Annotated in this window: 15 protein-coding genes; all 15 read right to left on the reverse strand. The window is 68.4% G+C overall.

Annotated elements, in window-relative coordinates; all coding sequences use genetic code 11:
* Nucleotides 1-14: 14 nt before the first annotated feature.
* Nucleotides 15-2,261 carry a phage tail protein gene (locus tag QQK83_RS05680; RefSeq protein WP_284262467.1) on the reverse strand — a complete coding sequence of 749 codons (2,247 nt, stop codon included), beginning with the start codon at nucleotides 2,259-2,261 and terminating at the stop codon, nucleotides 15-17.
* Entirely contained in the window at nucleotides 2,258-2,851 is a 594-nt protein-coding gene (locus QQK83_RS05685) for a phage connector family protein (RefSeq protein ID WP_284262469.1), read from the reverse strand. The genes QQK83_RS05680 and QQK83_RS05685 overlap by 4 nt, the downstream gene beginning before the upstream one ends.
* Nucleotides 2,852-2,904: 53 nt before the next feature.
* The gene (locus tag QQK83_RS05690; protein ID WP_284262471.1) at nucleotides 2,905-3,363 is read right to left on the reverse strand and encodes a hypothetical protein; all 459 of its coding nucleotides are present in this window, start codon (nucleotides 3,361-3,363) and stop codon (nucleotides 2,905-2,907) included.
* A gap of 69 nt (nucleotides 3,364-3,432) precedes the next feature.
* A complete protein-coding gene (locus QQK83_RS05695; RefSeq protein WP_284262473.1) occupies nucleotides 3,433-4,368 on the reverse strand; it encodes a phage capsid protein in 936 nt (311 codons plus the stop codon).
* A 251-nt stretch (nucleotides 4,369-4,619) separates the two neighbouring features.
* Entirely contained in the window at nucleotides 4,620-5,651 is a 1,032-nt protein-coding gene (locus tag QQK83_RS05700) for a hypothetical protein (RefSeq protein WP_284262476.1), read from the reverse strand.
* Nucleotides 5,648-5,953, reverse strand: coding sequence for a hypothetical protein (locus QQK83_RS05705; RefSeq protein ID WP_284262478.1), 306 nt, complete (start codon nucleotides 5,951-5,953; stop codon nucleotides 5,648-5,650). Before QQK83_RS05705 ends, QQK83_RS05700 begins: the two co-directional genes overlap by 4 nt.
* Nucleotides 5,950-7,587: a portal protein gene (locus QQK83_RS05710; protein ID WP_284262479.1), complete on the reverse strand. Its 1,638-nt coding sequence runs from the start codon at nucleotides 7,585-7,587 to the stop codon at nucleotides 5,950-5,952. Before QQK83_RS05710 ends, QQK83_RS05705 begins: the two co-directional genes overlap by 4 nt.
* A 17-nt stretch (nucleotides 7,588-7,604) precedes the next feature.
* Nucleotides 7,605-7,799, reverse strand: a complete 195-nt coding sequence (locus QQK83_RS05715; RefSeq protein ID WP_284262480.1) for a hypothetical protein — start codon at nucleotides 7,797-7,799, stop codon at nucleotides 7,605-7,607.
* 43 nt (nucleotides 7,800-7,842) lie between these two features.
* The gene (locus tag QQK83_RS05720) at nucleotides 7,843-8,340 is read right to left on the reverse strand and encodes a hypothetical protein (protein ID WP_284262481.1); all 498 of its coding nucleotides are present in this window, start codon (nucleotides 8,338-8,340) and stop codon (nucleotides 7,843-7,845) included.
* A gap of 3 nt (nucleotides 8,341-8,343) precedes the next feature.
* The gene (locus tag QQK83_RS05725; protein WP_284262482.1) at nucleotides 8,344-8,613 is read right to left on the reverse strand and encodes a hypothetical protein; all 270 of its coding nucleotides are present in this window, start codon (nucleotides 8,611-8,613) and stop codon (nucleotides 8,344-8,346) included.
* Nucleotides 8,614-8,616: 3 nt separating this feature from the next.
* Nucleotides 8,617-9,153: a DUF2829 domain-containing protein gene (locus QQK83_RS05730; protein ID WP_284262483.1), complete on the reverse strand. Its 537-nt coding sequence runs from the start codon at nucleotides 9,151-9,153 to the stop codon at nucleotides 8,617-8,619.
* A 4-nt stretch (nucleotides 9,154-9,157) separates the two neighbouring features.
* Nucleotides 9,158-9,481 (reverse strand): hypothetical protein, encoded by a 324-nt coding sequence (locus tag QQK83_RS05735; RefSeq protein ID WP_284262484.1) that lies wholly within the window; start codon nucleotides 9,479-9,481, stop codon nucleotides 9,158-9,160.
* 4 nt (nucleotides 9,482-9,485) lie between these two features.
* Complete coding sequence (locus tag QQK83_RS05740) at nucleotides 9,486-11,207, reverse strand: hypothetical protein (protein ID WP_284262487.1); 1,722 nt, start codon at nucleotides 11,205-11,207, stop codon at nucleotides 9,486-9,488.
* A 204-nt stretch (nucleotides 11,208-11,411) separates the two neighbouring features.
* The gene (locus QQK83_RS05745) at nucleotides 11,412-12,149 is read right to left on the reverse strand and encodes a hypothetical protein (RefSeq protein ID WP_284262489.1); all 738 of its coding nucleotides are present in this window, start codon (nucleotides 12,147-12,149) and stop codon (nucleotides 11,412-11,414) included.
* A 423-nt stretch (nucleotides 12,150-12,572) separates the two neighbouring features.
* Nucleotides 12,573-14,408 carry a hypothetical protein gene (locus QQK83_RS05750; protein ID WP_284262490.1) on the reverse strand — a complete coding sequence of 612 codons (1,836 nt, stop codon included), beginning with the start codon at nucleotides 14,406-14,408 and terminating at the stop codon, nucleotides 12,573-12,575.
* Nucleotides 14,409-14,450 lie beyond the last annotated feature (42 nt).

Raw genomic sequence — 14,450 nt, forward strand, 5'->3', positions numbered from 1 at the left:
TGCTCCGACACACATCAGGCACCTGCCTCTTCTATTCCGGGGGCCAGCCCGGCGATGGTCATGGGCGCGCCGCCGCGCGGGCCGATGCGGACACCGACTTGGGTGCCCTGGCCCGAGACGCCGGGCAGCCGGGTCGTGCCGGTGAAGACCTGTGTCAGGTCCGAGGCAACCTGCAGCAACAGGATGTCGCGCTGGCCCGATGTCTGGCGCGGCTGGCCAAGGCGCTCGCTGTAGGTCTCGACCCAGCCGTCGGCGGTGTTCTGGACCGCAAGGCCGAGATCGGCATTCAGCTTTTGGGCACGGCCGATCGTGCTGCCTTCAGGCGAGGCCGGGATGACAGGCAGGGTTTCGACCAGGTGCGTGTCATCGAAAAGCCCGATTGTCGCGCGCGTGACCGCGGCCTCGAGCGTGACCGTGCCGTCGCCCGCGACGGTCAGCGGCCCGTATTGCCCGGCATCGGTCCAGGCGTAGACGCTTTGCCCGGCCAGGTGCGGCACGCTGAACGTGGTGGCGGCAACCTCGAGCTCGAAGCGGCTGGCGCAGTAGAGGTGGTGCGCTTCGTGCAGCGGGGGCGGGCTGGGCTGCAGCCCGTAGATCAGCCCGAATTCCTCGACGCAGCGCCGCACCTCGCCGCCCAGCGTGCGGCGCACGATGGCGCTGACGATGTCGGGGCCGCCGTCGGGCGCGGGCGTGACGGCGATGTCCTCGATCACGCCGCCCGCGACGGGCAGAACGCACCAGCCCAGCACGTCTTCTGAGCGGTCATAAAGACAGATCACGGCATTGCCGTCGGCGCGGCGCAGCCAGATCAGCGGCTCGGGCGACATCTGTTGCTCGATCTGCAGCAAGCCCGGAGCGCCCAGGTGATTGGACGGCAGAGAGATTTCCAGCGGCACGTTGCGATCGCGCTCGTAGCTGTATTCGATCTCGAAGACGCGCCGTCCGTCTTTGGCGATGAAGATGGGGTTGCCGCTGAAGCTGATGGGCCTGGCCGGGATGGACCCGATCTCGCTGCCGGGGCGAAAGGTCAGCGTGGTCGGGCCGAGCGCGGCATTGCCGTCGGTCGAGGCGGTAGACAACTCCTGCCCGAGCGCGCCGATGTAGAGCCCACGGTTGCCGCTCCTGAGCCAGAGAATGCGGTTGATCGAGCTGCTGCCGCCGATGGTGTAGCCGAAGGCGTCGGTGGCATCCTCGCCTTCATCGAAAACCTCTGTGGTGCCTGCAGCGGAAAAGAAGATGGTGCGCGGATCGCGGGTCGTGGCCGCCGCGATCAGGCGCTGTTCGTGAAGCTCGAGAACGGACGGGTATCCATGCCGGTCGGACCAGGCCCCCTCCGACCACAGGTAGGTCGGGTCATCGACGACACCGTCGGGCAGGGGGGCAAGCACGGTGGCGGTGGCCTGGGTCGGGCTGACGATTGCGGTAATCCGCACGATGCCGAAACTTCCCGACAGGTGTTTCCACGACACGTTTTTGCTGACCTGCTGCGTGCCCGACAGGTGCTGCGGAACAGCCGGGCCGACATTGACGGTGTTGCCGGTGGTTTGCGTCGTGCCGGGCGTGGCGACCAGCTGATACGTGTTGCCCGCATACCGCACCTTGTCGCCAATTCTGAAATCTGTTTCGCCGGTCCAGCCGGGCACGTCCGAAAAATCAATCGGCTCAAGCCGGATCAGCGAGCCGACGTGATCGGCCTCGAAAGTGTCGGTGGAGGCGGTCAGCGTGATGCCGGTGCCCGTGGTGGCGCTGGCCTGGATCGTGTGGGCCTCGTCGGTGTTGAACACGCGGAACGGGCCGTCATCGGGCACGAAGGGGCCGATGTCCCAATTGTCGAGCGCGAGGCGGCGCAGGCGCTGGATCGGGCGCTGGCCGTCGGCGATGTAGATCACGTCGGCGGATTGCACCACGGACAGGCGCGGCAGGTCGGCCTCGAGGAAGGGGGTAACCAGCTCGAAGGGCGAGGCCCCGTCCATCACCAATGCGCCGTAGCGCCAGACGCGCATCGCGCGGTCGGTGAATTCCAGCTCGAGCGCGTCATCCTCGGCGAACTCGAAGCGGATGCGCCGCGCCACGGCGTTGTTGCGGGTGGTGCCCCGATACCAGGTGCCCGGCGCGCGGGTGACCGGACCCTGCCGCGTGGGCAAAAAGCCGCGACAGACGCGCAGCCCGGTCTGGTACTTGCGGTAATCGAAGCGTTGGTTGAGCTGGGGCGAGATTTCGCCGCTGCTGAACGCGACCTGGGGGGGGCGGGTCCGGGTCATCGCACGGCCTCGCGGTCCCAATATTCGTGGTCATCGTCCCAAGCCGATTGCGGACTGGCGTTGCGGCCGTCCTGGCGCAGCGCCAGGCCGGTCAGCCGTTCGAGGCGGCTTTCGAGATCGACCTGCTTTGTGCGGGTGGTCAGGTAGGCTCCGGCAAGAAGCAGGGCCATTTGCGCCGCGACCAGCGTGCGGAAGGTGGCGGGCATCCGCGTCTCGTTCTGGATCAGCGACGTGTAGCGGATGCGCAGCGGGCCGGGTTCGGTGCAGCGGATGTAGCCCATGTCGAGCCGCCATTGCACCTGCAGCCCATGGACCTCGCGCAGCGCAACCAGGTCGGGCGGCGGCAGGTAGACATGGGGCAGATCGGGATCGGCGGCATCGCCCGCGAGCAGCTGCGCCTCGGGCAGGGTGACGATGCGCGAGGCAAAGGACCATTCCGCGATTTCCAGCGCCATGCGCAGGGCCTCGGGATAGACGGCCGCGGCCGCGGCGGCCTCGGGGCTTTCGTCGGCGAAGCTCGACAGCGGGGCCAGCTCGAGAAAGCGGAAGGCCTGCGCGGGGATGGTGCTGGCGGCGATCGGCGGCGTCATGAACCCGGCCCGGAAAAGGGGCGTGGCCCCGGTCGGCGACCGGGGCCAGCGCGTCAGCTGGTGTGGATGTAGTGGACTTGGAACGGCATCTCGCCCGCGCCGGTGGCGTTGGCGATGGCATGCGCGTAAAGCGCGATATGGCCGCCGGGGTCGGCGGCCAGGCCCAGCACCTGCCACAGCGGCTTGCCGTGGTTGGCATCCCCCTTGGCGATGGGATCGACCTGGTTTCCGGCGGATTTCAGGACCGACACCAGGGCGTCGACATCGGTTTCGGTGCCGATGCGGATGGCGGCGAAGCCCCAGTTCTGGACGTCGAAGAACGTGTCGGGGTGCAGGTAGCAGCTCGAGGGCAGATCGACGAGCCGATAGCTCGACAGGTTGCTGTCGTCGGCGGCGTTGGTGACGGTGCCGGTGGCGATGCGGAGCGTGCCCGCGACGGCATGGGGATCGGGATGGGCAGCACCGCCAAGGGCGCGCGGCACCAGGTTGGAGTGCTTTTTCACGACGGGCATGATCGGGTTCCTTGAGTGATCGGGACGGGGAAACCGGCGCGGAGCCCGCGCCGGTCAGGGCCTCATGGATCAGGCGGGCTCGGTGCAGGGCACGATGTAGACGCCCTTGTCCTGCACCCGCGTCGCGTCGATGCAGCACGAGGCGTAGATGTAGGGCAGGTTTTTCTGGCTGGTGTCGTTCCAGATGTCGCCCGACAGCGCCTCCCATTCGGCGGCGACGATGTTGGACTTGTCCCAGAAGACAGTCATGCGCTTGCCGTTGGCGTCCAGCGGCAGGCGGTTCGTGAAGATCCAGTTGAAGCCCATGAGCGAGGTGGGCTTGCCGGTCTGCAGCTGCTCGATCGCAAAGGCGTTGAGCGACGTGCCGGTGGCGGCCGCGATGCCGATCAGGTCATCCTTCTGCTCCGGCGTGATCAGCCCGTAAAACTGCGCCTCCATCTCGAGGCCGTAGTTGGATTTCTCGAGCTTTTTCTTGACCTCGCGCAGCTTGTCGAGCGTCAGGCCGGTGTTGTCGCCGTCGGCGATGATCTGGCTGGCGGGGATCGGCGTCTTGGTCGATCCGGTCTTGCCGTTGCTGGCCTGGCCGAGGATGCCGGTTTGACCGACCGAGAAGCTGCCGTTCTCACTCTCGACGATGCCGAGGATCGCGTCGAACTCGCCGCGGCGCACGGCCGCGATATTGGCGCGGAACAGCGCCGAGGTGGGGTCCATCGCCATGTCCCACTTGTCGGCCTTGTCGATGTATTCGCCCGTTTCGATTTCTTCAGGCCGAAAGATGCCGCGCCGGGACCGGGGCGTCGGGTTGTCGGGATTGCGGCGGTCGCGGTCGGCGGCGCGGCGCGCGCGCTTTTCGCCGAGCAGGTCGGCGATGGATATGAACTCGCCGCGGCCGGGCACGATGGTGACGGCGTTGCGCAGCGGGTTCTGCATCTGCTGCGCGACCATGATCACGTTTTCGCGGAAGGTGGTGCGGTGATGCGCTTCCACATTCTGGTGGTAGGACATGCTGCCTCCGAAAGCAGGGTGTTGATCTTGGGGGGTGTTTCGGAGGGGCTGCCCGTGACCGGACCCGGCACCTGGCCGCTATCGGAGCCTACCCGCCGCACTGTTCACGGGGTCAACCGGACGCGCCTGGGCTTGATGCAGCGCGCGCTCCCCGGATTTGGGGGGCAGAATGTGAGAAAAGCGCAAAATATGTCAAGGAAAAACCGCATGTGCCGCCTGCATCGTGCGCAGGCGGCACATCTTGGGGCGGGTCAGCGCCCGCCCGAGGCCAGCTTGTCGAGCTGCTCGAGGCGCGGGCGCAGCTTGGCCATGGCCGCGCGGTCGCCTTTTTCCACGGCCACATACCATTCGCCGCCCGGCGCGCGCAGGGCGGCGGCTTGCGCCCGCGCCTCGGCGGGCGTGGTGGCGAAGGCCCCGGCCCCTTTGCCCAGCCCCAGCGCGGTGTCGTCGCCCATGGCCTGCCCGATCGCGTGGAACAGGCGCAGCACGTTGGCGTCCCCGGTCTTTTCGGCCATCAGCTGCAGCGTGGCGGCCAGACCGTCGCCGTCCATGCCCGCCTGTTCGGCGATGACCTGGGCGGCCTGCCGGGCGCGGGCCTTGTTCGGCTCGAGCTGGTCGCCCCAGTCTTTCGCCAGCTGCGCGTTCATGGTCTGCGTGGCCTGCGCGAGATTGTCCTGCTCCTGCGCGAACAGGCCCTTGACATGGTCGGCGAAGGCCCCGGTCAGGGCCTTCATCGCGGCGGGGGGAACGCCCGCCTCGAAGCCGATGGCCTGCATGCGCTTGGCCAGATCGCCATCCCACTCGCCCTCGAAACCCTCGGGCTTTTCGATGGCGTAATCCTCGGCCTTTTCGGGCAGGCCGAAAAGCTCGCGGTTGGCCTTCATCCAGTCGGCCAGCTCCTGCCCTTCCTTGGGTCGCGTGACCAGGTCCTCGGGCTTGTGGCCAACGAGCTTCTGCGCGTGGCGCGCCATGTCGGCGGCCTTGCGCGCCGCCTCGGCCGGGTCATCGACGGTCAACCCGTTGGCCTTGAAGAACTGGCGGGTTTCCTCAGGCATGCCGTCGGCTTCCCACCAGCCGCGCTGGCCACCGCCCGCGACGGTGTCGGTTCCGCCGCCCGCAAGGGTGTCGGTCCCGCCGCCGGACACGGTGTCCGCGCCGCCACCAGCGACGGTGTCGCTGCCCGCGCCGCCCGCGCCGGTGTCGCCATTCGCGCCGCCCGCACCTCCATCCTCCGGGGACCAGGTGGGGCGGGTGAAAAGCTGCTCGTTCAGGGTCAGGTTCATTGCTCTTGCTCCATGGTTTCTTCAAGCTCGGTCGGGTCGATCTGCCCCAGGGCCAAGAGCTCGAGGGCCAGGGCGCGCCGCCCGGCCTCGACGCCCAGCTGGTAGGGGGTCTTGTCTTCGACGACCGGAACGCGGTCGATCAGGTCCACGGTGGGCAGCTCGAGGATGCCGCCCAGCCGGATCAGGTCATGTTTCAGCGCCGGGTCTTTCAGGAAGGCGCGCCGCCAGCGCGCGGCGAACTCGGCCGCGCGGCGGCGAAGCCCGAAGCGCGCGGCCAGGATCGAGGCGGGGGACCAGATCATTGCGCCGGTGCCCCCATGCCGCCCGCGGCCCCCGCGGCCTGCGCCAGGTTGCGGACCACCTCGGCCCCCTGGCCTGCCATGGCCATGCCCTGCGCCGCCCCTTGCGCCTCGGCGCGTTCGCGGGTGAGCGCATCGGCTTGCTCGCGCGACCGCAGGATCGAGGCGGGCGCGCCGCGCGCCTCGTGCAGGGCCTCGATCAGGGCATCTTCGTCGATCCGGTCGGCCAGCCGCGGCTTCAGCCCGATCAGCGGGCTGATGTCGGCCAAGATGCGCATGATCGCAGCCCCCTCGGCCGAACGTTGCGCCATGGCCGCGGCCGACTGGTAGCTGACGTTCAGCGGCTGCTCCTCGGCCTCGGGCGGGGGCGGCGGGATCTGGCCGGCCTTGACCAGGGCGGCGAAGCGGCGGGCGATCTTGGGGCGCAGGAACTCATGCTGCACCCGGCCGAGGTTCGGGGCCATCAGGCGCATCCGTTCTTCCTGGATTTCCATCGCCTCGAGCGGCGTCACGCCGGTGCGCCCGTGCAGGTTCATCAGCTGGCCGTAGAAGGCATCGTTGATCGCCGCGAATTTCTCGCGCTTCTCTTCGATGGTCAGGCCGATGTTGCCATGGGCTTCGAGCTGCTGGACCATTTTCTGGCCCGCCGCGTTCACGCCGCCGTAGATGAAGGATCCGGGGCGCAGCTTGCCCGACAGCTCCCACACGTCGCGGTCGGGCACGAGCTTGGTTGGGTCGGCGGCATTCTGCGCCGCCCGGATCGTGGCCGCGTCCATCAGCTGCGCCGTGCGCGCCGAGGCGAGCGCCACGAAGCCCGGCCCGACGCCGCAGGTGAAGCCGGTTTCGACCTCCCAGCGGGGGATGTCGAAGGGCATTTCGTCGAAGCCCTTTTCCGAGATCAGCGCCTCGCCCTCTTCGCTGACGTAGCGCGACAGCCAGGCCTTGCCCTTCGCGCCCATCCGTCCCTTGATCCGGTCGGGGTTGCGCAGGACGTGCTGGTAGAAGCGGAACTTGTGCGGATCGAGCTTGGCGGCGCGGTCCATGATCGCTTCGGGCAGGGGGCCGCGGCCGCGGAACATGTCGGCGGCGGCATGGGCCGTGATGGTGAAGCGGCGCACGACCTCGGTGACCTCGCCCCAGGCGTCGATATCCCAGACCACTTCGGCCAGCGAGACGGTCACGTCCATGAAACGCCGCCGCTCCAGGACCAGCTCGTCGTATTGCGCGCCGTTTCCGAAGCTGGCGATGTCGGAATAGAGCTGCACCGTGGCCGGGTAGAAGCTGGCCACCGACGACCGGAAGGACGCCAGCACGCGGGCCGAGGCCGCGTCGAGCCATTCCTTCGTCGTCTTGTAGCGGTTCAGGTCGGGATCCTCGAAGGCCAGCCCCATCCACTTGTTCGACGGGTTGTTCATCGTCCCGAAGAGGTTGGCCGCGAAATTCTGCTGGGCCATGATCGGCTGGCTGTTCAGCGGCTTCTCGAGGGTGCGGTCGCCGACCTCGCCATGGCCGAAGCCGCCCCGCTGGGGGCGGATCAGGCGGGCGATGTCGTTCCAGTCGGGCTCGAACCGAGCGCGCTCCTGGCGCAGCTCGTCCCAGCGGCGGATCGCAAGCTGGGCGCGGGGGTCTTTCTCCATGAGGCGGGACTGGTCCATTACTGGCCCCCGCCCATGGTGGCGCTGCCCGCGGGGATGCCCACGGGGCTGGTCAGAACGTTGGCGGCGGCTCCGCTGCGCATGCGGCGGATGCGGGCCTCCATCGTGGCGCGGCGCGTGGCCTCGGCGTTGTCGGGGGCGGCGATGGCCTGGCGGGCGGGGGTGGGCATCTTGGGCTGGCGGAACATGCACATGGGGCGCGGTCCTTTCAGGGGCAGGGGTGACAGGGTCAGAGGGTCAGAGGGTCAGGGCGAAAAGCCGGAAGGTGTAGGCGCCGCCCCGGCCCGTGCCGGGAAGGTCGCATTGGTGGCTGAACCCGAAATGGGCCAGGAAGGCCGGGGCCGTCGGATGATCGGCCCAGCAGCGCGCCTCGACGCGGGAAATGCCGCCGTTCTGGCACGCCTCGAGGAAGAGGGGGCGGAACTGCACCGCCGCGCGCCCGATCGACCAGCGATGCTTGCGGTGATCGGATGCGAGAAACGCAACCTCGGCCAGGCCCGCCGTGCCGGTGTTGGCCAGCCCCGCCACGGCGAAGGGCCGCAGGCCGAGCGGCCCGCGACGGGCCAGCACCACGGTGGCAAGGTGCTGGCGGGCCACCGCATGCCAGTCGCCGAACAGGCCGAGGTAATGCTGCGGCGCGCCGCGCACCGCCTCGGCCTCGAGCCTGTCCCAGGGGTCCAGGTCGCGGAACACCGCGGCCGCCAGGTCAGGCTGGTAGGGCAGGAGCTCGATCATGCGTCAGAGCCCGTCACAATCGAGGAGGCGCGCGCCCGGATCATCTGCGGCCCGCGCAAAAAAGAACGGGTTATCGCATTCGTCGAGCGCATCGGCCAAGAATTTGGGCGAGACGTTGAAGACCGCGGCGGCCATGGCAACGGTTCTTTCGCCGAAGGGCTGGCAATAGAACCAGATTTCGACGCCCCGCACGAGGTCGGCGGCGTCGAAGCCAATCTCGCCTTCATCGGTGATTTCCTTGAAGGCGAAGATGTTTTCAGCATTGTGCGCCATCCCTCAGCCCTCCGCGTTCGGATGCACGACGCACCAATCTTCGGCCAGCAGATCGGTCTGGCTGGCAAGCCAGCCGACGATGATCGTGCCGTCGGCCGCGCGCATGTCGATGTGCGGGGCAAGCTCGATTTCCGCCTCGGGATCGTCCAGCTCGATGGCCCGCGCAGCGGCGGCATGCCCGCATTTTGCATGGCGCGCCTCAAAGGCCGAACCGGGCGTCAGCTTGATCCACATGCCCTTGCCGTTCCAGCCCGCGCGCGCGACGCACGCCCCCATCTTGAGAGCCATGAGGGCATGGCCAAAGCTCATTTTACTGGTTGGCTGGTAGGCATTGACGAACACGCTTTCGGGCGACCACGACACGTACCCCGCATGGCTCGGGTGGTTGCTCGGGCCACCGTCTAGGTACTCGACCAGAAAGCCCGGATCGCTGCCGTCTTGATCAGACGGCAGGGTCCACCCGCGGTAATCGTTGTATTCCTGCCGGGTCATCGGTCGGGCGAGGATGCGCTTGGTCCCGTAGAACGCCATCATGTCCATGGGCTTAGCCCTCCGCTTTGAGCAGCTGGCGGCGCGCCGCGTTGGCCCAGTTTTTCAGCGCCAGCCGGATGATGGGCGAGGGGCTGCCCTCGATGCCGTGCATCCGGGCCGTGAAGGTCAGGGCCTTGCTTTTCGGCAGTTTCAGCTTGTGATCCTCGGTCAGGTCCAGCACCAGCGTGTCGATATGGGCGTCGGCCTTGGCGTCGATCAGCGCAATGGCCGCGCTGATCTTTTCGCGGTCGAGCTTGGGGGCGGCCTTGGCCTTGGCGGGGGCCTTGGCGGCGGGCGCGGCCTTGCGCGTGGTCTTGAATTCGGGCGTGGTTTCCATCGGGTCAGTCTCCGTAGGGGTTGTGGATGTCATGCGCATGGATCAGCCCCATGCGCTCGGGCGGCTGCGGACGGCGCGAAGCCGGGCCGGAGCGTTTCAGGGGGGCGGTGCCCGCGCTTGTGCCGTCGCCGCGCACCTGGCTCAGAAGCAGGTATTGCAGCGCGTCCATCACGTTGGCCTCGACCTTGGACTTGTCGGGGATTTTCCGCTTGTCGCCCGTCTGGTCGATGTCCTCGGCCCAGACGTAGCGGGCCTCAAACCCGCGGATCAGCATGGTGCAGGACGGGTCGATCAGCAGGCCCGGCTCGCCGCGGTGGACCGGGGCTTCGAGCGCCGCGCGCACGGCTTCGAGGCGCGGCTGGATGCGGTTCGTGCCGATGCGCTGGGGCTTGATCGGCAGACCCGAGACCTGGCTGACGATCCGGTTCCAGGTCGCGTTTTCGGTCGCGGCCTGGCTGGCCCCGTGCTCGCCCGCCATGTCGCCCCAGCCCTGGCGCAGCTGGATGTGCCCGAAGCGCGGCCCGTCCAGCAGCTGGCCCAGCTCGAGGCCGAACTGCCGCGCCAGCAGGCGCTTCTTGGGGAACATCAGCTCGGCCAGGATGCGCCACTGGTGCGGCGGTTTCAGCTGGGCGATGACGGCCGCGCCCTTGAAGCCCTGGTCGAGCCCGACCAGCAAGGGCAGCTCGGCGATCACGGGTATGGTGGCGCGCGCGACGTGGATCTGCGGGTTGAGCTCTTCCTCGAAGACCGGGTCGCCGACCCTCAGATAGGTGATCTGGTTGAAGACCAGGCGCTTGTTCAGGTCGCCGCGCCCGACCAGCCGGTTGGCGGCGATCTGCGCGTCGTAATACCCGGCTTTCAGGTTCTGCAGGTTTTCGCAGCCCGGCTGGCCGTAGCCAGGCTGGTTGAAGAACTCGATCTTGATCTCGACGCCCGCGCCCGCCTGGGCGTTGATGTCGGTCAGGATCTGGGTGCGGCGCTCTTCGTCGTGGAACAGCTCGAAGGTCCAGTTTTCCTCGTCGGGCGCGTTGAAGTCGCAGTCGATGCAGCCGATGTTGGTGGCGGCGCGGTCATACCCTTCGAAGTGCTTTTCGCCCGGCCAGCGTTTGATCCGGCCCAGGCCGACCGACAGGATCTCGACCGGCATGGTGTCGGCCTCGTTCAGGTCCAGGTCGACGGTCTGCAGGCCGCGCATCGAGGCGATCAGGTCATCGCCGAAGGCCATGAATTCGGCGATGAACTCGATCGGGCCGAAGCCGTCGTCGAATTCGATCCGATGCGTCACCGGATCCCCACGCCCGCCCGACCACTCGCCCCACCCCTTCGGGAAGGTTTCGAGATAGGATGGGATCGTGGTTGACCACAGCTGCCGGTAGGTGTGGCGGCAGAAGATGACCTTGTAGCGCCGCACCCCGTCGATGGAGCTAGGCGGCATTTCGCGGGCGCGGCGCAGCTTGCGCCGCATCTTCGTGGTGGTCTTGCCGCTGCCCACCGGCCCCTGGATGCCGACGATGTCGGCGTCGGACCAGTAATAGGCCTCGGCGATCGGACCGGGAAAGCTGAGCTGCGTCAGATCGGGCTTGAACTCGGCGTCGGGCAGGTTAAGCTCGGCGATCAGTGCTTTCGCGCTCAGCCCTGCGATCTGCTCGTCGCTCGGCCCCCTGCTCGCCCCGGCCAGCACGGATCCCCCAGACCCCCCGGCTTCGAGCCCCAGGACGGGCTGCACCCCCCCACCCCCGTCGCGCTGTCCCGATGTCGCGCTCATTTTGCGGGGGCTCTCGAGGCCGAGATGATGAATGGGGTCGGAGAGAGGGGCCACGGGTCACGGCGTCGGGACCACCCCCCCCCGGTCAGCGCGCGCGCGGCCACCAGGCGACGGGGCGGGGTGCGTCCGACAAGCATGTGATTTCCAATCAACTGGTCCAGCGCCCTAAGCATCTGTTTCCCCTGCATTTTCCTCGCCCGTCCGACTTGGCGCGGCATCGCCCGAGGTGGGCGACACGCCAAGCTCTTGATTTTCCACGGTTTCGGCATCCTGCGCCCGACGCCGCGCCGCGGCCTGCCAGGGCGCTTCTCCGGGCCGGTCGGGCGTCACGTCGCGCGCCTGGTGCGGCGCGGGCTGGCCGGGGTGGCTGGGGGCCATGGGCACCATCACGACGAGCTGGCGCGCCTGGTCGCCCTCGGGGCTGGCCTTGGGCGCGCCGTAGGGCAGGAGCGCCTCGGCCGCGCGCAGCTTCATGGCGTAGAGCCCCCTGAAGAGCTCGATCCGCGCCTCGGGCGTGGCCTGCCACGCGCCGTCCAGCTCCCGGTGGCGCTTGCCGTCCCAGATGATGTTGCGCGCCCCGTCGCCCGCCCAGGCCAGCACGCGCTCGGCCTCGATGATGGCCTCCTGCATCAGGTCGCTGTCGCCGCGCGCCATGCCCAGCATCTGGCCCAGGACTTCCTCGGGCATCCGGTAGCCGCGATGCGCCAGCCAGTCGCGCACCTGGCTCGACACCTTGCCCTTCGCGCCCTTGGGCCGCCCAGGGCCGCGCGCCTCGCCACCCTCGACCGTCTCCGGCACCTCGTCCGGCAGGAGCGTCAGCTGCCGCCGCAGCTCCCCGTCGCGCTGGATCCGCTCAGCCGCCGCCGCGGCCAGCGCCTGCGCCTCGCTGTCAGGCCCAGCCATGGTTTTTCCCCGATTTTTTATTGCAGATCAGAGGCTTGGCCAGCGCGGCCAGCCAGCCACTACAGCCGCCACTACAGGCCCGGCGCGCTGTAGTGGCCGATGTAGTGGCAAAATCTCCTGATATCTCAAAGAGATAAGAGATTATCACTACATCACTACAGGAAAAGGTAAGGTCTCGCATGCGCGCGCGCGCATACACACACATACGAGCGAAATCGCTGTAGTGGTGTAGTGGTGTAGTGATTGCCGGGTAAGTCGTTGATCTAGCGGCACAATCTGCCACTACATCGCCCACTACAGTGTTTTTCGGGGTGTAGTGGCCGAACCCCCGCGCCCCAGGCCGAAAATGGCCCCGCGCCGCGCGAATGATGGCACAGAAATGGGGTGCGGGGAAAGCGGCGAATTTCGTGGGATCACAGGCCATTAGACAAAACCCTCGATGTCGTCGGGGTGCGTGGATGTGGGCGGGCGCTCCGGCCGGTGGGCGGGCAGGCTCAGCAGGCCGGGAACCGACGCAAAGGGAATGCAGGTCGCCCGCGTCGGGATGCCGTTCATCGTGACCGGCACGCTGGCCTGCGCGCCGGGCAGGCGGCGCGCGGCCTGGCTCCATCCGCCCTCGGCCCATTGCGTGTCCCGGAACAGGTCGACCAGGCCCTGCAGCTGCGCGGTGGCGATCAGGATCTGCGCCTCGCGGCCACGGCCGCGCACGCGCAGCCCGAACTGCGCCAGGAGCTTGTTGGCCGCGCCCGGGTCGCTCACCTCGCCCAGCACCTCCGGCGCGCCGTCGGTGCGCCCGGCATACATCAGCCACTCGGCCACCGTGTGCTTCTGGCCGCGCCGCCACACGTCGAGCGGCTGGCTCAACAGATGCACCAGCATGTCCTCGGCGTTCGAGCCCACGACGACGCTGTCTTCCGTGATGGCATGGCCCAGCTTGCCCGACCATGCGCGCAGGATCTCTTGCGACAGGGGTCCGGGGTTGAGCGCCATGTCAGCCAACGCCAGCGCCGTGCCGTAGTTGTCCGCGCCGCGCCCGGTCTGCCCGTTCTCGGCCAGCGCCCCACGCCACGCCTCGAGGCGCTCGGGCCACTCGGCCCAGCGGTCGATCAGCATGGCGCGCAGCTCGGCCCCGATGGCCCGCAGTCGGCGCGGGTCGAGCTTCACCTTGCGCGCGCCCTCGGGGATCCGATCAAGGTCCAACAGGATCAGGCGCGATCGGTCTTGGCTGGGCATGGGCGGCACCAGGATCGAGCTGAACAGGAAACAGCTGTATGCGTTGGATTGGTGGCCCTTCTGGTCGCTTGAGCCGCGGAAGATCTGCGCGCCGGATGACGCGCGCCGCGCCAGCTCCACCACGCTTTTGACCTTCTTGGGGTTGTCCTTGTCGGGCTCGAGCTCGTCGATTGCCACGGGCAGCGACGAATAGCCCACGACGCTGCGGATCCCCGCGTCGGTCGCATCCGCCGCCTGCAGCAGGCCGCCAGGGCCGCCATGGACGTGCAACAGCAGGCTCTGCAGGGTCGACTTGCCGGTCGCCGCATCCCCGGTGAACCACCCCACGGGCCGCCATTCCAGCGCGCCGCCCAGCATCTGCGCCAGGATCAGGCCCAGCATCAGCTGCGGGTCGGTGTCGGGCCTGCGCCAGTGCCAGGTGGCGATCAGCTCCATCAGGTCACGCGCGGCGCGCGGGTTGCCGGGGCCGTCGGCCGGGCGCGGCACGGTATCGCTGGCCGGGTAGACATGCTGGCCGTAGATGCCGGGCGGGCACCACTCGCCCCCGATCAGCACCTCGTCGCCCGCATGCATGACCAGGCGGCCGTCATCGTCGACCCAGCAGCCGGGGCCGCGCACCTTGTTGGTGGGCGACCAGACGCCGCGCTCCTCGCAGGCCTCGATCATGGCGGCGCTGAGGTGCGTGGCGTTGAACGCGCGGGGCTTGGGCACGCCGTCCTTGTCGAACTGCGGGAACTGCGATGCCAGCAGGCCGAGGCGGCCGCCGAACACATGCAGCATCTTCTGGTTGGTGTGGTTGTCGATGCCGCGCAGCTGGCCCGTGACGTCCAGATACCAGCTGACATCGCCATAGACGCCCAGGGCGCGCACCGGGCAGCCGCGCCAGATTTCGCCCCAGGGACGGCCGCGGCCGTCATCGGGCGGGGCGCTGTCCTGGTCGCGGTCATCGGGGCGCGCCTGGTCGTTTGCACCGGCCAGCGGCGGGGCCTCCGGCGCGTTCAACAGCTCTTCGCGCAGGTCGCTCATGGCCGCACCCCGCGCATGGGGTGGGCACCCCCCAAAAAATAT

The organism is Roseicyclus amphidinii, assembly GCF_030163755.1.
In the GTDB taxonomy this organism is placed as follows: Bacteria; Pseudomonadota; Alphaproteobacteria; order Rhodobacterales; family Rhodobacteraceae; genus Roseicyclus; species Roseicyclus amphidinii.